At 57.5% G+C, this 19,929-nt stretch carries 16 protein-coding genes and 1 other annotated feature; of the genes, 9 read left to right on the top strand and 7 right to left on the bottom strand.

All coding sequences use genetic code 11. The features are described 5' to 3' along the window. Window positions 1-69 precede the first annotated feature (69 nt). Window positions 70-1,878 carry a translation elongation factor 4 gene (gene lepA / locus WKS99_RS10965; protein ID WP_340405943.1) on the top strand — a complete coding sequence of 603 codons (1,809 nt, stop codon included), beginning with the start codon at window positions 70-72 and terminating at the stop codon, window positions 1,876-1,878. Window positions 1,879-2,085: 207 nt separating this feature from the next. Here lepA and WKS99_RS10960 read toward each other — a convergent pair whose 3' ends face one another. Further along, window positions 2,086-2,724: a recombinase family protein gene (locus WKS99_RS10960; protein ID WP_340405942.1), complete on the bottom strand. Its 639-nt coding sequence runs from the start codon at window positions 2,722-2,724 to the stop codon at window positions 2,086-2,088. A gap of 209 nt (window positions 2,725-2,933) precedes the next feature. On the opposite strand from WKS99_RS10960, the gene WKS99_RS10955 reads away from it, so the two are divergent. From WKS99_RS10955 to WKS99_RS10940, 4 genes are all read left to right on the top strand, one after another. Continuing rightward, window positions 2,934-3,878: an L-lactate dehydrogenase gene (locus tag WKS99_RS10955; protein ID WP_340405941.1), complete on the top strand. Its 945-nt coding sequence runs from the start codon at window positions 2,934-2,936 to the stop codon at window positions 3,876-3,878. A gap of 65 nt (window positions 3,879-3,943) precedes the next feature. Beyond that, a complete protein-coding gene (spoIID, locus tag WKS99_RS10950; RefSeq protein WP_340405940.1) occupies window positions 3,944-4,996 on the top strand; it encodes a stage II sporulation protein D in 1,053 nt (350 codons plus the stop codon). A 299-nt stretch (window positions 4,997-5,295) separates the two neighbouring features. Next, window positions 5,296-5,436 carry a hypothetical protein gene (locus WKS99_RS10945; protein ID WP_340405939.1) on the top strand — a complete coding sequence of 47 codons (141 nt, stop codon included), beginning with the start codon at window positions 5,296-5,298 and terminating at the stop codon, window positions 5,434-5,436. A 514-nt stretch (window positions 5,437-5,950) separates the two neighbouring features. Next, complete coding sequence (locus WKS99_RS10940; RefSeq protein WP_340405938.1) at window positions 5,951-6,190, top strand: hypothetical protein; 240 nt, start codon at window positions 5,951-5,953, stop codon at window positions 6,188-6,190. Between the two features lie 56 nt (window positions 6,191-6,246). Here WKS99_RS10940 and ilvC read toward each other — a convergent pair whose 3' ends face one another. From ilvC to ilvB (WKS99_RS10915), 5 genes are all read right to left on the bottom strand, one after another. Further along, window positions 6,247-7,266, bottom strand: coding sequence for a ketol-acid reductoisomerase (gene ilvC, locus WKS99_RS10935; RefSeq protein WP_147572325.1), 1,020 nt, complete (start codon window positions 7,264-7,266; stop codon window positions 6,247-6,249). Beyond that, window positions 7,247-7,813 carry an acetolactate synthase small subunit gene (ilvN, locus tag WKS99_RS10930; protein WP_147572326.1) on the bottom strand — a complete coding sequence of 189 codons (567 nt, stop codon included), beginning with the start codon at window positions 7,811-7,813 and terminating at the stop codon, window positions 7,247-7,249. Before ilvN (WKS99_RS10930) ends, ilvC begins: the two co-directional genes overlap by 20 nt. Window positions 7,814-7,828: 15 nt before the next feature. Then, window positions 7,829-9,532, bottom strand: a complete 1,704-nt coding sequence (gene ilvB / locus WKS99_RS10925) for a biosynthetic-type acetolactate synthase large subunit (protein ID WP_340405937.1) — start codon at window positions 9,530-9,532, stop codon at window positions 7,829-7,831. Between the two features lie 151 nt (window positions 9,533-9,683). Further along, window positions 9,684-10,169, bottom strand: coding sequence for an acetolactate synthase small subunit (gene ilvN, locus WKS99_RS10920; RefSeq protein WP_147572328.1), 486 nt, complete (start codon window positions 10,167-10,169; stop codon window positions 9,684-9,686). A gap of 14 nt (window positions 10,170-10,183) precedes the next feature. Further along, a complete protein-coding gene (gene ilvB / locus WKS99_RS10915) occupies window positions 10,184-11,812 on the bottom strand; it encodes a biosynthetic-type acetolactate synthase large subunit (protein ID WP_340405936.1) in 1,629 nt (542 codons plus the stop codon). A 65-nt stretch (window positions 11,813-11,877) separates the two neighbouring features. After that, window positions 11,878-12,112: a binding site (T-box leader), on the bottom strand. 357 nt (window positions 12,113-12,469) lie between these two features. Between ilvB (WKS99_RS10915) and WKS99_RS10910 the strand changes: the two genes are divergently transcribed. Continuing rightward, entirely contained in the window at window positions 12,470-15,664 is a 3,195-nt protein-coding gene (locus WKS99_RS10910; protein WP_340405935.1) for an S-layer homology domain-containing protein, read from the top strand. A gap of 164 nt (window positions 15,665-15,828) precedes the next feature. Here the strand turns inward: WKS99_RS10910 and WKS99_RS10905 are convergent, their stop codons facing one another. Further along, window positions 15,829-16,179, bottom strand: a complete 351-nt coding sequence (locus WKS99_RS10905; RefSeq protein ID WP_340405934.1) for a hypothetical protein — start codon at window positions 16,177-16,179, stop codon at window positions 15,829-15,831. Window positions 16,180-16,557: 378 nt separating this feature from the next. On the opposite strand from WKS99_RS10905, the gene WKS99_RS10900 reads away from it, so the two are divergent. The 3 genes from WKS99_RS10900 to WKS99_RS10890 all read left to right on the top strand — a co-directional run bounded on the left by WKS99_RS10900 (window position 16,558) and on the right by WKS99_RS10890 (window position 19,905). Beyond that, window positions 16,558-17,472 (top strand): prephenate dehydrogenase, encoded by a 915-nt coding sequence (locus WKS99_RS10900; protein WP_340405933.1) that lies wholly within the window; start codon window positions 16,558-16,560, stop codon window positions 17,470-17,472. 459 nt (window positions 17,473-17,931) lie between these two features. After that, window positions 17,932-19,107, top strand: coding sequence for a cation diffusion facilitator family transporter (locus tag WKS99_RS10895; protein ID WP_340405932.1), 1,176 nt, complete (start codon window positions 17,932-17,934; stop codon window positions 19,105-19,107). 105 nt (window positions 19,108-19,212) lie between these two features. After that, on the top strand, window positions 19,213-19,905 hold the full coding sequence (locus WKS99_RS10890; RefSeq protein WP_147572387.1) for a response regulator transcription factor: 693 nt from the start codon (window positions 19,213-19,215) through the stop codon (window positions 19,903-19,905). Window positions 19,906-19,929 lie beyond the last annotated feature (24 nt).

Genomic DNA, 19,929 nt, shown 5'->3' with positions numbered 1-19,929 from the left:
TAAATCGCTGACAGATGTGCAGTCGTTTGGCTTTGATTTGGTTTGATTTCCTACCGGAGGTTTATGCTTATGACCGATCAATCTAAAATCCGCAACTTTTCTATCATAGCCCACATTGACCACGGCAAATCGACACTGTCTGACCGGCTCATCGAGCTGTGCGGAGCGGTAGAGCAGCGGCAGATGGAGTCCCAGCTGCTGGACAACATGGACTTGGAAAAGGAGCGTGGCATCACCATCAAGGCCCGGGCTGTCCGGCTGGACTACCGGGCGGAGGACGGGAACACTTACGCCCTCAACCTGATCGACACCCCTGGGCATGTGGACTTCAACTATGAGGTGTCCCGCTCTCTGGCCGCCTGCGAGGGAGCGGTGCTTATTGTAGACGCTTCCCAGGGCATCGAGGCCCAGACCCTGGCCAATACTTATCTGGCTATGGAGCATGATCTGGAGATCCTGCCTGTAATCAACAAGATCGACCTGCCCGCCGCCGACCCTAAGCGGGTAAAGGAGGAGATCGAGAACATCCTGGCTCTCCCCGCCGAGGACGCTCCAGAGATCTCCGCCAAGCAGGGAATCAATATTTCCGCCGTGTTGGAGGACATTGTTCAAAATATTCCCGCTCCTCAAGGAAATCCCTCAGCCCCGCTGAAGGCCCTGATCTTCGACAGCCAATATGACCCCTATGTGGGAGTGGTGGTCTATTTCCGGGTAATGGAGGGAACACTGAAAAAGGGGATGCAGGTCAGGATGATGGCCTCCGGAGCCTCCTATCAGGTGCTGGACTGCGGTTATCTGCGCCCACTAGGCATGGATTCCTGCCCAGAGCTGACCGCCGGCGAGGTGGGCTGGTTCACCGCCTCCATTAAAAATGTAAAGGATACCCGCGTCGGCGATACCATCACAGGGGCGGAGGTCCCGGCGGCGGCCCCTCTGCCCGGCTACCGGCCCGCCCAGCCTATGGTCTACTGCGGCATATATACCGAGGACGGCTCCAAATACCCCGACCTGCGGGACGCCCTGGAAAAGCTCCAGCTCAACGACGCCTCCCTGTCCTTTGAACCGGAGTCCTCTATTGCCCTGGGCTTCGGCTTCCGCTGTGGATTTTTGGGGATGCTCCACATGGAGATCATACAGGAGCGGCTGGAGCGGGAGTTCGATCTGGACCTGGTAACCACCCTGCCCTCCGTTATCTATGAGGTAACAAAGACCGACGGCACAGTGGTCCGTGTGGACAACCCCCACAACTACCCCGACCCCGGCTCCATCAGTGAGGCGCGGGAGCCCTACGCCAAGGTATCCATCATCTCGCCCCCGGACTATGTGGGTAATATTATGCCTATGTGCCAGGACCGTAGAGGTGTTTTTAAGGACATGCAGTATCTGGACACCAATCTGGTGGAACTGCACTACTCCATGCCTATCGGGGAGATCATCTATGATTTCTTCGATGCGCTAAAGGCACGCACCAAGGGGTACGCCTCCCTGGACTATGAGCTAGAGGGCTATGAGAAGAGTGATTTGGTGAAGGTGGATCTGCTCCTCAATGGGGACCAGGTGGACGCCCTGTCCTTTATTGTCCACCGGGAGAAGGCCTATGGCCGGGCCAGGCGCATCTGCGAGAAGCTAAAGGAGAACATCCCACGCCAGCTCTTTGAGGTGCCCGTTCAGGCGGCCATCGGCGGCAAGATCATCGCCAGGGAGACGGTGAAGGCCATGCGGAAGGATGTGCTGGCCAAGTGCTACGGCGGTGACATCACCCGAAAGAAAAAGCTGCTGGAGAAGCAGAAGGAAGGCAAAAAGAAAATGCGTACTCTGGGCACCGTCCAACTGCCCACTGAGGCATTTATGGCAGTCCTCAAGCTGGACGAGGAGTAAACGGGCATTTTCGTCTGCCTTCCTGGGCCCCCATCTTTGATGGGGCGGCGCTGTGCGCCGTAAATTCGCAGCGAAGCGGAAAATTGCGTTTATTCCCACCCAAGCATTGAAATCACCCTCAGGGCCCCCGGCAAACCGGGCCGATTTCGCCAAAACAGTGGTGAGGCCGGGCGGTACATGATTTTTTCATGTACCGCCCGGTTTTTTCTATCCTCGTTCTGATGACAACCTCTTGGAACTTCGGATCATGGAGGAAAGCTCCTCCAGCTTCCTGGCCTTGGCATAAAAGGTACCGATGGGCATTTCACAGGCACGGGCTGCTTGGGGGAGGGTCAAGCTCTTTTCTCGCCATGCCTTATGGATCAGGTAGAAATTATCCGGCAAAGCCTGGGACGGCCGGCCAAACCGCACTCCTCTGGCCTTGGCGGCGGCAATGCCCTCGGCCTGTCTCTTGCGGATATTTTCCCGCTCGTTCTGCGCGACAAAGGACAGAATCTGAAGAACCAGGTCGGCGATAAAGGTACCCATCAGGTCTTTGCCCCGCCGGGTGTCCAGAAGAGGCATATCCAGCACCACAATGTCCACTCCCTTTTCTTTGGTCAGCACCCGCCACTGCTCCAGCACTTCGGAGTAATTGCGGCCCAGGCGGTCGATGCTTAGGATATACAGCAGGTCCCCTGCCCGTAACCGTCTGAGCATCCGCTTATAAGCTGGCCGCTCAAAGTTTTTGCCGGACAGCTTATCCATATATTGACTGTCTGATGGTACCCCGGCAGCCAGCAGGGCCAACCGCTGCCGGTCCTCGTTCTGGTCCGTGCTGGACACACGAATATAGCCATAGATCAATTTGCTTTCCTCCTTCGTTTTCTACCATCATAAGACAACGTGAGGAGAAAGCGCAGCCTAGATCAAGAGACAGTCAAAAAAATCAGGAACTCATAACCCTTCCCATCCTCTAATTGAAAGTGAACACCGAATCTTCAGGAATAGCGGCTCGAAAAATCAGGCACAACTAAAAGCCAGGGGGCTTTTAGGCCTGAGAAAGGAGAACAATCATGACTACAGATCCCAGAAAGGCGGCCATCATTGGCTGCGGTGCGGTGGGTGCCTCCATCGCCTTCCGATTTTTGCAGCAGGGCCTGTTTTCCAAGCTGGTGCTGGTAGATGTGAACCGGGCCAAGGCGGAGGGCGAGGCCATGGACCTGAGTGACGGCCTGCCTTACGGTTCCGCCATGGAAATATCGGCCGGGGACTATGACGATCTGGCTGACTGTTTTCTTGTCGTTATCACCGCCGGGGCAAACCAGAAGCCCGGTGAGACCCGGCTGGACCTGATCGGCAAAAATACCGCCATCCTCAAAAGTATTCTCACTGAAATTAACGCCCGCGGCTTTCAGGGTATCCTGCTGATCGTTTCCAATCCGGTAGATGTACTGACCTATGCGGCCTGGAAGCTGTCCGGCTGTCCCAGAGGCCGGGTCATCGGCTCGGGTACCGTGCTGGACACCGCACGGCTGAAGCAGCTGCTGGGCGAGGAGCTGGCGGTGGACAGCCGAAATATTCACGCCTTTATCATTGGGGAACACGGGGACAGCGAGCTGGCGGTTTGGAGCGGGGCCAATGTGTCGGGCATCGATCTGGACCAGTTTTGTCAGCTTCGGGGCGGAGTGGACAACTGCCACCTGGACCAGTTGTACCGACGGGTGCGGGACAGCGCCTATGAGATCATCCGACGAAAAGGGGCTACCTACTACGGCATCGCCATGGCAGTAGGCCGCATCGCCCAGTGCCTGGTGCGGGACGAACACTCTGTTCTCCCGGTGTCCGTGGTGCTGGAGGGACAGTACGGCTTGGAGGGCCTGGCCCTCAGCATCCCTTCTGTCGTGGGGCGGAATGGCCTGGAGGAAGTGCTGGAAATCCCGCTGAACGGGGAGGAGCGTCAGGCGCTGGAGGACTCCGCCCGCCAGATGAAGGAGGCCATCGAGTCTTTGGACCTGTAACGGTAACAGGCATAAAAAAGCCCGCCGTCCCATAAGTTGTCCCAAAGGACAAGGAGGGGCGCGGGATGAGGATACAGCGGGCACGGGCAAAAATATGGCTGGGGCGGTCTCTGCGGCAGGTGGTGGCGGCCGCTCTCTTGAGCGTGGGCGTACTGTTCTGTCTGCCCGGAATTCTAATCCGGGGAGATCCCTTATATCAAGGATCCGAGGTGGTTGAATCACTTCCTCCGTCCGGGGACGCAGCCTCCGGTGGAGTACAGGCCGCCTCCCGGGACCGCGGGAGAGCTGTACGGCTGCAGATGGACGACGGAACGATCCGGGAGCTGTCTATGGCTGACTACCTGTGGGGGGTAGTGGCGGCTGAAATGCCGGCCTCCTTTGAACTAGAGGCCCTGAAAGCCCAAGCCTGCGCCGCGCGAACCTATACGGTAGTCAGGCAGAACTCCGGCTCTGACAAGCACCCGGGAGCGGATATCTGTGAAGACAGCACCTGCTGTCAGGCCTATATCGAGCGGGAGGCGGCCCTGGCCCGCTGGGGACTAAACGCCCAGGAGTATGAGGAAAAGATTTCCCAGGCGGTGGAGGGGACCGACGGGCTGGGTATTCTCTATGAGGGGCAGCCCATTCAGGCACTGTTCTTCTCCTCCGCCGCCGGCCGGACCGTGGACGCTGTGGCGGTGTGGGGCAACAGCGTGGACTATCTGAAAAGCGTGGACAGCCCAGAGGGGGATGAGGTCCCCAACTACCACAGCCAGGTCGTTCTCCCCTCTCAGCAGGTCCAAGAGGCGGCTTTGGCCGCCTACCCCGGAGCGGATCTGTCCGGGGAGCCCTCCAGTTGGTTTGGTCAGGCCGTCCGGGATGAGGGCGGCACCGTCACCTCCATCCCCTTTGGCGGCCTTACCCTCACCGGCGGCCAGGTCCGGTCCATGCTGTCCCTCCGGTCCGCCGCCTTTACCGTGACCTGGGACGGGGAAAATTTTACCTTCGACGTTACTGGCTACGGCCACGGGGTAGGTATGAGCCAGTATGGAGCCAACGCCATGGCCAAAGAGGGGAAAAATTTTACAGACATCCTGACCTGGTACTATACCGGCACCCAGGTAGACGCTCTCTGGTGAGAAAGGCACAGCCCTCCCGGCAAGCCGGGAGGGCTGCTTCTGTTCCAGTCAGCAAAAGGCGGCACCTTGATTTGGTTATTTTTAATAAATATATCTCATTTACATGGCAATTATTTACAAATTGCATAAATCTCGTTAAAATAAAGACAGTAATATCTTCCTGATATCCTGTACCCACGGAGGCGGCGGAAGGAGCAGCTCGATGGGCTAAATGCTGATTCCCCACCAAAACCGGGGGACCCACTTCAAGACTGATACGACCGCTGCCGGCAGTAAGGGAGTGACTGGGGATGGATTCTATGAAATATGAGATCGCTGGCTTGGCGGTCATGACAGCAGCCGCATTTCTTTACGGCCCGGAGGTGGGAAGTTTTGTATTCTCCCTCTCAATCTTGATAGAAGGCATCGTCTGTTTGATCAAATTTCGGCGGAATCGCTGACTCGCCCTGATGCTGCTCGTCATGGTGGTTTTGGGCAGCGTGTTCACCGTCCGGGAATTTGTTGGACTCTTATCCGAGTAATTGAAAAACTAGAACCTCCGGTGTTGCCAGGGGAGCAGTTCAAGATGGATACGGCCGCTGATGATAGGCCGCACCAAAATACCAGCGCACCATTGGAGGACTGGTAAAAATGGGATCTGATCGGAACATAGATAAATATATTTTGATACTAGCCTTGTGTTCCTCCCTGATCGCCCTCTTATTTGCAGGTATTACGTATGCTATCTGTATTTATTGTTTTGGCATCTTTCTTTATGGGGGCATTGGGTGTATCTGTACAATAAAAAAGAAGCATTATGTTCGGGCCCTGGTTTATCTCCCCCTTATCATTTTATCCTTCGTCGCTCTGCTTCGGGAGTTATCACCAGCCCTAAAAAAATAGAGGGAACCCCCAGCTTACGCCATGGAACCCATTTAAGGCGGATACGACTGCTGATGTCAGGAGGGCTCGGATATGGACCGTAAAAAGTACCGTTACCGCTACCGCGTCACTGTTCTCGTAATCATGATAGCAGCCGGGATTTTTTTCAGTATGAAGGCAGTAAGCCTCATATTCTACACATCACTTTTGATTGAATGTTTCGGCGCTTTGATCGTAGATCGGCCGAAAGGCTGGATCGTGCCGGTACTGCTCGCAGTGGGGATCTTGGACGGTATTTTGGTGGTCAAAAAGCTCCTTGAGCTCATGTCTTAACTAAGCAGGCCCCCCGGCTTATGCCGGGGGGCCTGAATTTTGATGCGGAGCAGTATTTAGTTGGAAGCAGTATCCAAATCGGTGTCCCCGCCCCAGATCATATTCTTCCGCAGCTCGGCACCCACGGTTTCCATCTGGTGCTTGGCCAGATTGGCCCGCATGGAGTTGAAGAAGGTGCGGCCGTTCTTGTTCTCGGCGATCCACTTACCGGCAAAGGTGCCGTCCTGGATGTCCTTCAGAACTGCCTTCATGTTCTTCTTGGTCTCCTCATAGGGCAGGACACGGGGACCGGACACATACTCGCCATACTCTGCGGTGTCGGAGATAGAGTAGTTCATGGCCGCCACGCCGCCCTTGTTGATCAGGTCGATGATAAGCTTCATCTCGTGGATGCACTCAAAATAGGCGTTCTCGGGCTCGTAGCCGGCCTCGACAAGAGTTTCAAAGCCCAGCTTCATCAGCTCCACCACGCCGCCGCACAGAATGGCCTGCTCACCGAACAGGTCGGTCTCAGTCTCATCGTGGAAGGTGGTTTCCATCACGCCGCCCCGGGCGCCGCCGATGCCGGCGGCATAGGCCAGCCCCAGCTTATAGGCGTCGCCGGTGGCGTTCTGCTCTACGGCGATCAGGCAGGGCACGCCCTTGCCGTTGACATAGGTGGAGCGGACGGTGTGACCGGGGCCCTTGGGGGCGATCATAACCACGTCTACGTCGGCGGGGGGAACGATCTGCTGATAGCGGATATTGAAGCCGTGGGCAAACATCAGCATATTGCCGGAGGACAGGTTGGGGGCGATGGACTTTTTATAGACCTCGGCCTGGACCTCGTCATTGATCAGGATCATGACGATATCGCCCCACTGGGCGGCCTCCTCCACTGTCTTGACCTGCAGGCCGGCCTTCTCAGCGTTGGCCCAGTTCTTGGAGCCCTGGCGCAGGCCGACGCAGACATCACAGCCGGAGTCCTTCAGATTCATGGCGTGGGCGTGGCCCTGGGAACCGTATCCGATAATGGCAATCTTTTTCCCGTCCAGATAGCTCAGATCACAGTCCTTCTCATAGTACATTTTTGCCATAGTTGTATTCCTCCTTCAGTTTGTTGTCATCATATATAGTGCTACGCCCTCTTTCGATGGCGAGAGTACCCGTCTTTGCGATCTCCAGAATGCCGAAGTCGGCCAGCAGGTCTGTGAGTGCCCTGGTCTTGGACCGGTCACCGAAGATAGCTACTGTCAGGGTGTCCCGGCCCACATCGATGATGTTGGCCCGGAAGATGTTGGCCATTTGAATGACCTCATCCCTGGAATTGCGGTCCGTGGCCCGGACTTTGATGAGAGAAAATTCCCTCTGGATAGAGGTGGCCTCGTCCAAGATCTTTACCGCCAGCACAGGGATAAGCTTACGGCACTGGTCGGCAATCTGGTTTATCATCAGCTCGTCCGCCAGAATGCTGATCGCCAGGCGGGCGGTGTTGGGCCGGTCGGTTCCGCCGGTGACAATGGACTCGATGTTATACCCCTTACGGGCAAACAACCGGGCCACCTGGCTCAATACGCCGGGGATGTCCTGGACCAGGATGGCCAGGGTATACAGCTTTTTTTCTGGATCAAATTCCCGTTTCATATCCCCCTAGCCCCCTTATTTGAGTAAGAAGTCAGTGATATGGGCGCCGCCGGCTACCATGGGCCGGACCATCTCATCCATATCCAGGCGGCAGTCGATGACACAGCCGCGGCCAGCGGTCAGCGCTTCCTGGAAGGCCGCCTCCATCTCCGCCATACTGGTTACCCGGAAGCCCTTCAGTCCATAGGCCTCGGCCAACTTGACAAAGTCCGGGCCTCGGTCCAAGGTGGTCTCCGAGTACCGCTGATGGTAGATCAGATTCTGCCACTGGCGAACCATACCCAGGGTGCCGTTATTGAACACTACTGTAATGATAGGCAGGTGGTAATGTTCTACCGTAGCCAGCTCATGGCAGTTCATGCGGAAGCAGCCGTCTCCGGTGGTATGGACCACCACCTTGTCCGGGTTGCCCAGCTTGGCCCCGATGGCCGCTCCCAGGCCGAACCCCATGGTCCCGAAACCGCCGCTGGTCAGCAGCTGCCCAGGATAGTCAAAATGGAAGTGCTGAATGGACCACATCTGATGCTGGCCCACATCGGTGGCCACGATGGTATCCTGGGGCGCCAGACGCCGGATGGTCTCCAGCACCTGCTTGGGGGTAAGCTTATCTCCCGTTTCCGCCACCGAGGGGACCCGCAGAGGCAGGACCTGCTCCTTCCATTCCGGATGGCTGTACTGGGGCAGCTTGGCGTTGAGCATCTCCAACACCCGCCGGGCTGAACCGATGATGTGGTGGTCCGTGAGGACATTTTTGTCAATCTCAGACCGGTCAATGTCAATCTGGACGACCTTGGCCTGGCTGGCAAAGGTCTCCGGCTGGAGCGCCACCCGGTCTGAGAAGCGGCAGCCCACGGCGATGAGCAGGTCACACTCATTGCACGCCACATTGGATGCCTGAGAGCCGTGCATCCCAATCATCCCTGTCGTCAGCGGATGTCCGCCCGGGAAGCCGCCGCCCCCCATAACAGTGATGGCCACCGGAGCGTCCAGCTTCTCGGCAAACTCCTGGAACTGCCGGTGGGCACGGCCCCGGACCACACCGCCGCCGCAGATGAGCAGCGGCCGCCTGGACTGGGCAATCATCTCCACCAGGGTATCAATGTCCCCTTTGTTGGGCTCCGGAGCCTTCAGCTCGTGGCTGGTGGCCAGGGACTGGATGGAGCTGCAGGAGCGGTTCCTGCTCCAAGGGACAAACTCATAGTCGATCTCCACACTGGGAAACGTAACATTTTTCAGGAAATCGATGAGCACCGGGCCGGGCCGGCCGGTGGCCGCCACGGCAAATGCCTGACGCATCACGTCCGGGATGGTCTGGGCGTCCCGGACCAGATAGGTGGCTTTGGTAATAGGCATAGCGATGCCGGTAATGTCCACCTCCTGAAAGGCGTCCTTCCCCAGCGTCTGCTCCGTCACATTGCAGGTGATGAACACAATGGGAGAAGAGTCCATATAGGCGGTGGCAATCCCGGTGACCAGATTTGTGGCGCCAGGGCCGCTGGTAGCGAAACAGACCCCCACTTTCCCGGTGGAACGGGCATAGCCGTCGGCGGCGTGAGCAGCCCCCTGCTCATGGGCGGTCAAGATATGGTGGATCCTATCCTGATAGTTATACAGCTCATCATAGAGATTCAGGATCGTTCCACCTGGATATCCGAAAACAGTGTCCACCTCCTGCTCCAGCAGACACTCCATGATGGCCTGAGTGGCGCGTACTTTCAAAACGGCTGACCCCCTTTGGGTGAGATAGAAGTGTGATGTTACGCTGCGCTTTGCGCATGCGGTCTGGGCGCTCTCGCTGCGGCTCTGGACACAAACGGCCGGACTTCGCCTGCCCTGGTTTGTATTCGCCGCTCCGCTCCAAGCTCCGCGCTCAAATTTTCCCTCCGCCCTTCTGCACGGCGATGACGCCGGTACGGGCAACCTCCAAAATGGAGAAGGGCCGCATCATGGCCTGGAAGGTATCCAGACGATCCGGCGTGTCGGACAGTTCCAGAGTCATAGAGGTAGGAGAGATATCATCCACCTTAGCCCCGTAGATGGAACAGATGGTCATAATATCCTGCCGGGTTTTATTGTTGGCGTTTACCTTTAAGATCATCAGCTCCCGGCCAATCAAGTTGGTCTCCTCCAAAGTGCGGACCTTGATGACCTCGATGAGTTTGTTGAGCTGCTTTTCCACCTGCTCCACCACGCTGTTGCCGCTATCCACGATGATTGTGATACGGGAGATGGTAGGGTCGTCGGTGACACCCACGGCCAGGGATTCGATGTTGAAGGCTCGGCGGGCAAACAACCCAGTAATACGGTTTAGAGCGCCCGCCTGGTTCTCCACCAGCACGGAGATTGTCTGTTTCATCTGGTCCCCCTCCTTTAATCGTTGGTGCCCACGTCGGGGTGGACTTCACAGAGCATCAGGCAGGCGCCTTTGGTGGACAGAAAGCGCTCGATGGCCTCGTCCAGTTCTTCCTCCTCGCAGACCATAATGCTGGGGATCCCGTAAGCGGCGGCAATGGCGGCAAAGTCCGGGGAACCGTCCAAATCCACCCCAAAGGGGCCATGATAAGGAACTGATTTCTGGATCTGGTGGACCAAACCCAGGGTATGGTTCTGAAACACAAGAATCTTGATATCCAAATCAGCACACCGTATGGCGGCCAGTTCGTTCATGGCCATCTGGAAAGAGCCGTCTCCACAGACAACGACGGTCTGCCTGCCCGGCTTCGCCACCTTGACGCCAATCGCGGCGGGGAGGGCGTAGCCCATGGTCCCCAAGCCGCCGCTAGTCAGCAGTCGGCCGTGCTTTTGGGGAAAATACTTACAGGTAAAGATCTGATTCTGGCCTACATCCACGCACACCACGGCGTCCTCATCCAGCTTGGCCCCCAGCCTACGGATGGCAGTACCAGGGAACACAGAACCGGGGCGCTTAGGAAAGACCCGGCTCAACTCGGCCTTCCGGTAGTCCCGAAGCATGGCCAGCCAGTCGGCAGAATCGGTGCTGGAAACACCCATATCCAGGATCTGGCGAAGGATGACCTTCACGTTTCCTACCAGGGGGACGGCGGCCTGCATATTTTTCCCGATCTCCGCCGGATCCACGTCGATATGAATGGTGGCCATCCTGCGCTGTATCTCGTCGGGGGAGGTGATGGCCCGGTCGGCAGCCCGAGTGCCCACCATGATGAGCAGGTCGGACTTTGCCAGGGCTTTGTTGGCGCAGTGGTTGCCGTGGGCTCCGATCATGCCCAGGTTGAGTGGGTGGTCCGTGGGCATCAGGCCAATGCCCATCATGGTCTTGACAACCGGGATATTGGCGGTCTCCGCCAGCTCCAGCAGCTCCTCCTGTGCGTCGGCCAGCCACACACCGCCGCCAGCGCAAATCAGAGGCTGGCGGGCCTTGGCGATGGTTTCCACTACACGCTTAATTTGGAGGTCATTTCCTTTGACGCTGGGCTTGTACCCCCGGATATTGACCTCCTCAGGCCAGTCAAACTTCTTTAACGTCTGCTCCTGGACATCGATAGGAATATCAATGAGGACCGGGCCCGGACGACCAGTGGAGGCGATATGGAAGGCCTCTCGGACCACCCGGGGAATGTCGTTGGCGTTTTTCACCAGATAGCTGTGCTTGGAGAAGGGCGCCACGGCACCGGTGATATCCACCTCCTGGAAGATATCTCGGCCCAGCAGATGGCTGGGCACCTGTCCGGTGATGGCCACCATGGGGATAGAATCCATGTAGGCTGTAGCGATACCAGTAATCAGGTTGGTGGCCCCGGGACCGGAGGTGACCATGCATACTCCTACCTTGCCGCTGACCCTGGCATAGCCGGAGGCCATATGGCCGGCGTTCTGCTCCGTCCGCACCAGGGTATAGCCGATCTCCGGATGTTCCTTTAGGGCGTCTACCGCCGGGCAGATGGTGGCTCCGGCGTAGCCAAAAATATGGTCTACCTGCTCGCGCAGCAGGCTTTCAATCAACGCGTGCGCTCCATTCATGGAACTTCACCTCCATTGGTGTGCTTTGGATCAAAAAAACAAAAGCGGCTTCGTCCTATCCATACAGATAGGACGAAGCCGGATGCTCCGTGGTACCACCTAAATTCATAACCTTTGGCTGGTTATGCGCTCATTTCCCCAATAACGGTGGGAGAACCGTTCCAACCTACTATGGCACGCTGCCAGTTCAGAAGGACTGCTCACGGGCGAGCTTCGGGGGAGGTCCTTCACGAGCGCTTACACCGACCGCGCCCTCTCTTCGCATCCAGACAAGCCTACTGTCCCGTTCATCGCGTTTATGATGATTGTTCACAATCATACTCTATTCTGTCGGATTTGTCAATTCCCTTTCCCCGGAAATTTCTCCGTTTTTTTGCTTGACCATGTCTACCAAATGTCTACCAAAAAAAGCGGGAAAGTGCTGGGAAACGTGGCTTTCCCGCTTTTCCATTTTCTGGGTGTCTACCAGATGTCTACCAAGGGCACTTTTTCTTTGAAAAAGCCCCCTTTTTTATTTGCTCTTAGCAGGTTTTCCTTACCTTTTTTGCTTTGCAAGGGGCGTTATACAGGGCTGATGCCATAAAAAGTCCTCAAAGCCTCGAAAAAATGGGGATTTTGTCAGAAAAGTCCCCGAAAAAATTTAAGGAGGAATCCCGAATGAGAAACCTGAAACGGGCTCTTAGCCTGGCTCTGGCTTCCGTCATGGTCATGGGCCTGATGGTAGTCGGCACCGGCGCGAGCTACGTCGATGTGTCTTCCGAGCAGAATCAGGAAGCCATCGAAGTTCTCCAGGCCGTTGGTGTTATGACCGGCGACGAGAACGGCAACTTCAACCCCGACGCCAACGTCACCCGTAATGAGATGGCCGTGGTCATGTCCAACCTGCTGGACTACACCGTGTCCAGCTACAAGGGCACTGCGCCCTTCAGCGACGTGCCCTCCTGGGCCGAGCCCTATGTGGCTGCCTGTTACACCAACGGCATCATCGCCGGCTACGACGCCAAGACCTTCGGCGGCAACGACTCCGTCACTACCGGCCAGGCCGCTCTGATGCTGATGAAGGCCCTGGGCTACTTCCAGTATCAGTCCGACTTCGGTCAGGACTGGCTGGTGGAGACCACACTGAAGGGCAGCCAGATTGGCCTGTTTGACGACGTGGACACCGCCGCTACCGCCGCTCTGACCCGGAACGACGTGGCCCAGCTGGTGCTGAATGCCCTGGAAGCCAACATGGTCCAGTACACCGGCAACGGCGGCACCACCATCAAGGGCGACGGCTATGAAATCACCACCGGCAAGGCCACCTATGAGGACCGCACCAGCACCAACAGCAAGTATGGCAAGCTGGACAACGAGCGCTCCACCAACAACGGCAAGTACATCATCCAGCTGGGTGAGGACCTGTATGACGGCGACCTGGAGAAGAAGGACAGCCAGACTGACGATTTTGGCCGTCCTGCCACCCAGTGGGTCTATGACGGTGATGAGGTCGGCACCTATGCCAAGTCCGCCGACGACAGCATGGTCATCAACAAAGAGCTGGACTACGCCGAAGTCATGGTTACCGACGACGACTACTTTGACTACAAGGCCAGCGACATCTCCGAGGACGTGGAGGTGTATGTGAACGGCGTGAAGGCCACTGCCCCCGGCTCCGACTTCTTTAAGGCCGGTGACGTGGTCGAGGTCTTTGAGAATGACAGCGACGAGGTGGAGACCATCGCCGTCATCCGCTATACCCTGGCCAAGATTGACAGCGTGGATGACGACCTGTCCACCTCTCTGGAGAAGCAGGGCGCCAAGTACGCCGTCGACCTGAAGGACCTGGATGCCGGCGTCTTCTCCGACGTGGACGGCAACACCTACTATGACGCCAACGACGACGACGAGAAGGTCCTGAACGGCTTTGCCGCCAGCACCTACACCGAGGGCACCGTGATCGCCGTTGCCGTGGGCAAGAACGACGCCATTCTGGCCTCCCACGTGGCCACCGCTGTGGAGGGCACTGTTTCCAAGTACAACAGCGGCTCCAAGGCTGCCGTTACTGTGGACGGCTCCTCCTACCCCCTGACCACCAAGGTGAAGGGCACCAACCCCAACTTTGATTTTGACGACAGCACCTACACCGTCTACGTGAACGCCGACGGCTATGTCATCGGCTATGAGACCACCGCCTCCGCCAAGCTGGAGGACGTGTACTACGTCACCGGCGTGGTGCGCGATACCGAGGGTCTGTACGGCTCTACCTCCTACTATGCCCAGAGCGTGAAGCTGGACGGCGGCACCGTGGAGAACGTCAAGCTGGAGCAGGGCTGCTACCTGTCCATGGCCACTGGCCGTGAGATCGTGGCCGCTGCTGACGGCAAGATCTATATGCAGGCTGCCAGTGGCACCTATTACAAGCAGAACGATGGCACCTTTAGCACCACCGTGAACGGCACCATCAAGTACAAACAGTATGCTAATCTGAACGCCGCCGCAAGTGATGTTACCAGCGAGCTCGGCCCTGCCAATGCTCTGGATACCACTACCACCGGCCTGTTCACCTTCACTGACAAGGACGGCGGCAAGTCTGCCAACGCCAAGTCCAACAACGGCAAGCTGACCGCCGAGGTCTATAACCATATCGCTGACTCCAGCTACTATGTGGCTCTCGGCACCGGCCTCGGCGACGACCTGAAGCGGGACGCCAGCTCCCTGAATCTGTCAGGCAGCACTGCTTCCAATAGCGACTTCACCAAGAAGGCCTATCTGGACGACAAGACCCAGTATATCAAGGTCGAGGAGCCCGGCGACGACATCGACGTGAAGCCTGTCACCGGCGGCACCTCCGCCACCCAGGCCTCCACTGACGCTGCCGCCGTGGTAGCCACCAAGTCGGGCAGCAACTACACCGCCGCTTATGTGGTGCTGGTATCCAACGCCGGCTTTGACGCCGCCGCCGCTGACGCCGACATCCTGTACGTGGACGAGAAGTCCAGCAACAAGACCGCCAGCGACGAGTGGGAGTTGACCGCTTACTTCTTGGACGGCTCCGGTGAGCAGACCATCACTGCCGACACCGCCGGCACTGACAACCACTTCTACACCTACACCATCAACGATGACGGCGTGTATGAGCTGACTGACGTGACCAATGATAGTGCCTACGTTCCCGAGGTCGACGGCAACAAGGACTATGACGACGGTACCGGTCTGGTGACGGGCGCCACCCTGACCGGCGTGTACAACGATCAGCTGTCCGGCACCAAGACCGGCACCATCAACTTTGACGATGTGGACTTCTCCGCCGACGTGGTGATCATCGACAGCCGCACCAAGGCCCAGAAGAACACCGCCCTGGTCACCGGCGACATCACCAGCGTTTCCAAGCTGAAGAGCGCCATCGAGAAGGGCTCTGTCACTGCTGACGTCTATCTGGACGACGGCGCGGTCATCCTGGTGTCCGTGACTGCCAGCGAGAATGCCACCGGCGGCGGTTCCACCGTGGACGCCAAGGCCGCTACCCTGTCCATTACTGGCGGCGACACCAACCCCGTAGCCTCTGTGGACATCAAGGACTTCGGCGGCAAGACCACTGGTTCTATCGCAGTGGCTACTGACGCCAAGAACATCAAGATCACCGCTACTGAGCCCACCGTGACTGGCTATACTGTCTCCACTACCCTGAAGCTCAACGGCGCCTCCTACACCAGCGGAACTGAATACACCGTGAAGCAGGCCGACCTAAACCGCGGCTATATCACCGTTGAGGCCACCACCGCCTTCACTCCTACCAACGGCGGCGAGGCCATCGAGTCCATCGTGGTGGAGTACACCATCACCGTCACTGGGTCCCTGGTAGCCTCCTGAGCCAACCAGTGATCCACTCCGCACAGTCCTGAGTAAAGGCCCCCCGCTCCCCTTGGAGCGGGGGGCCTTCCCCGTGGGCAGAGCCTTCAGCAGATGGCCAGATAGCGGTAGGTCACGCCAGAGCGGTTAAAGGCATAATCAGCGGTACCGGATCTGTGTGCGATTCAAAATCCGGTGTCGGTAAAGGTCACAAGGTCGGCGATCCCCGTCATCCCTGTGGTGGAGTAAAAGGGCAGACAGAACTCCTCCGCCGCCAGCAGGCCGCAGTAATGCGCCTTATCCTTGCTTGACATGACGGCCAGCATCAGAAATTTCGGCCGCGCCCCCAGAACATATTCCGCCGTGCCCGCCACCCTGGTCCCCCGGTAGCTACCGCAGATGAACTGGGTCTGCCCCTCCGCCAGTGCAGCTAGGGCCCCGTCTATGATCTGGTTATCTGCGTTGAAGTCGAGGCGGAGCACCTTATCCTCCTCCCATTGGTTAAGCTGGTAGTGTTGAGTCTTGTCCGTTGACACGATGGCTCCTCCTTTAATTATTAGAGTTGTTGTTTTGGCTCCCCCAGAGGGGAGCTGTCAGCCATAGGCTGACTGAGGAGGCGACTGGGGCGGGTTTTGCCCCTCCACACGGCGGCCCCATGTGGCCGCCCCTGCAAGAGGACTGAGGGGTTCGGTATCGGGGCACACAGCTCGGCACCCTCCCCACAGGGGGAGGCTTTGGACTGCCGCCCAAGCCCTCTCTATCCAACACAAAAAACCGCCCTGAAATGGGACGGTTTCCTACATTTTTTGGGAAATTACAGTGCCCTTCTGCCTTGAATACCATCTTGATTTCGGCGGGCAAATGTGATACAGTTCCGTTATTCGCCGGACACGGTGTAGAAACGAGGTTATATCATGAAAAAGCGTCTGGTCATTGTGGGGCTGGGCCTGATCGGCGGTTCCCTTGCCAAGGCCCTCCGGGGCTTTGAGGACTATGAAATCATCGGCGTGGACGTGAGCCAGCCCACCCTTCGCTACGCCATGGAACAGGATATCGTGGACCGGGCCGAGGCGGACCCAGTCCGGGCGCTGGCGGAGGGCGACCTGGTATTTTTATGCCTCCATCCCCAGGGCATCGTAGAATTTATGACCGAGCACCGGAACCATTTCAGGCCTGGCTCCATGGTGACCGATGTGTGCGGGGTAAAGGGGGCCATTTTGAAGGGGGCCGGGGTACTGCCTGACACTGTTTCCTTTGTGGGAGGGCACCCCATGGCGGGGACGGAGTTCTCCGGCATTCAGCACGCCCTGGCCAATATGTTCCACGGGGCCCACTATATCCTAACCCCGAATAACCAATCCAGCCCGGAGCATCTGGCTCTTATGGAGCGGCTGGCTCGGTACATCGGCTGCGCGGATGTGGTCCAGACCACGGCGGAGCGGCACGACGCCATCATCGCCTACACCAGCCAGATGATGCACGTTATCGCCGTTTCCGTGTGCGACAACCCTAGCCTATTCGACTATCAGGGCTTTGAGGGGGACTCTTTCCGGGGCTGCACCCGGGTGGCCGCTCTGGATGTGCCCCTGTGGACCCAGCTCTTCTCCATGAACGCTGAGGCCTTGGGCCGGGCCCTGGAGCAGTTGGAGGAGAACATCCGACAGTACCGTCAGGCTATCCAGTCCGGGGACCTGGAGGGGTTGAGCGAGAAGCTGGCCCGCTCCTCCGCACGGAAGCGGAAAATGAACCGGATGGAGGCCAGCAGCGGCGCTGTGGGCCGGGACCGCTGGGAGGGTTCCAGAGATGGGGCCACGACATCGGAATCCTGAACGACAAAGGCCCCTGACCAGGAAGGTCAGGGGCCTTTGTCTGTGTGTTGTAAAAGGGAGGAGAAAAAGGAAGATATCTTGAGTACGGATTTATCATAAAATAGAATTAAGGCAATACTATGTCCTCCCCATGAATTTTTTGTAAACACTGTCAGTCCTATAAACGACGAAGACCTCCGGCATGCCGGAGGTCTCCATCTGTGTGTTGTAAAGGAGAGGGAGAAATGGAAGATGCATTTTGTTCCCTTGGAACGGTTTTATCATAGAATAGAATTAAGGCAAAACAATGACCCTGGTATGAACAGTTTGTAAATACTTCTCTCCGGCCTTCCAAGAGGACGGAAAAATTTACCTGTCCGGCCCCGCCTTTTTCTTGACGGAGGCCAGTTGCCGTGGGATAATAAAATGATACAGATCAATCCGGTCATCCTTGGCCGGTTCGGGAGGCATCTGTCAGCTATGAACTTTTTGATCCGTGCCTGTCTGGGGGGCGGCGCGCCCCAGGCTCCTGCCACCAGGCTTCGCTGCGGCACCATCTCCGGCGCCGCAGGCATCTTTCTCAATGTGCTGCTGTTTCTGGGTAAGGTGATCGCCGGCACGCTCACCTCCTCTGTGGCCATGGTGGCTGACGCGGTAAATAACTTATCTGACGCCGCGACCTCGGTGGTCACCCTCATCGGCTTTCGGCTCGCTGGCCAGGAGGCGGACGAGGACCACCCCTTCGGCCACGGGCGCGTGGAATATATTGCCGGACTGATCGTGGCGATGGCTATTCTGCTCATGGGGGTGGAGGTGGGCCGGTCTGCCCTGGAGTCCCTGTTCGGCCAGTCTGAAACTCAATTTTCGCCAGTGGCTCTGGTCATTCTAGCGGCGGCCATCCTGGTGAAATTTTGGATGTACTGGTTCAACCGCGGCCTGGGCCGGGCCATTGACTCCGCCGCCATGGAGGCCACCGCCGCAGACTCCCTGTCCGACTGCCTGTCCACCGGCGTAGTCCTTCTCTCCACCCTTGCCGATCATTTCTGGGGGCTTCAGGTGGACGGATTGGCCGGCCTGCTGGTGGCCGCCTTTATTCTCAAGACAGGGTGGGAGGCCGCCAGGGACACCCTGGACCCTTTGCTAGGGCGGCCCATGGACCCGGAGCTCGCCGCGGACATCGACCGCATCGTGCTGGGCCACGACCACATTCTGGGCATCCACGACCTGGTCTACCACGATTATGGCCCCGGTCGAGCCATGATGTCCTTCCACGCCGAGGTCCCAGCGGACGGAGATTTTTTGGAGCTCCATGACATTATCGACCATATCGAGCGGGAACTGAAGGAGAAGCACCACATTGACACCTCCATCCATATGGACCCGGTAGTGTGTGACGACAGCACCTCCGCCCTTCGAGAGCAGGTGGACGCCATCGCCCGGAAAATCGACCCCGTGCTCACCATCCATGATTTCCGCATTACCCCTGGCCCAATTCACACTAACCTAATTTTTGACGTCATGGTGCCATATGGGTTCCGGCTGAAGGATACCCAGGTGCGGGAACAGCTCACCGAGGGAATTAAGGGGCTGTCCGGCCATTACTTCCCCGTCATCCAGGTGGACCACTCCTATGTGGCCTCCGGTGACCAGGGGTAGGGGAAATGTGGGAGCAATTTACAAATTATTCACCTAACACTGGGGTTTCGCGCTATAATAAAGGTATCCCATACACAAATTACATTGAGAAAAGAGGGTACGGCTATGCCAAAGAAGGTTTTGATCGTGGAGGATGATGGCAACATCGCCGAGCTGCTCCACCTCTATCTGGAGAAAGAGGGGTTCGAAACCCAGGTAGCCCAGGATGGCGGTAAGGGTGTAGAGCTGTTTCGCTCCTTTCAGCCCGATTTAGTGCTTCTGGATATTATGCTCCCCATTATGGACGGCTGGTCTGTGCTGAAGAAGATTCGGGAGGGGGATAAGACCCCTGTTATTATGCTCACCGCAAAGGGCGAAACGGAGGACAAGGTCACAGGTCTGGAGCAGGGCGCCGATGACTACATTGTCAAACCCTTCGAGATGAAAGAGGTGCTGGCCCGTATTCATGCCGTTCTGCGCCGTACCATGGGGGAGGAAGAGCAGACCAGCAAAAAGCTGACCTTCGATAAGCTGGTCATCAACCTGGACTCCTATGAGCTGTTGGTAGACGGCCAGCGGGTGGATACGCCCCCCAAGGAATTGGAGCTGTTGTTCCATCTGGCCTCTGCTCCCAACCGGGTATTTACCCGAAACCAGCTTCTGGATGAGGTATGGGGCTTCGATTATTTCGGTGACAGCCGGACTGTGGACGTCCATATCAAGCGGCTTCGGGAAAAGCTGGAGAATGTCAGTGACCAGTGGCGGCTGAAGACTGTTTGGGGTGTGGGTTATAAATTTGAGGTGGGCGGAAATGCCTGAACCCGCTGAAATCGGATGGATATG

Origin of the sequence: Flintibacter sp. HCN-6482 (assembly GCF_037892565.1) — a bacterium.
Taxonomy (GTDB): Bacteria; Bacillota; Clostridia; order Oscillospirales; family Oscillospiraceae; genus Lawsonibacter; species Lawsonibacter aceti.
The sequence above is the reverse complement of the archived record's forward strand: the minus strand, read 5'-3'. Positions and strand labels throughout refer to the sequence as shown.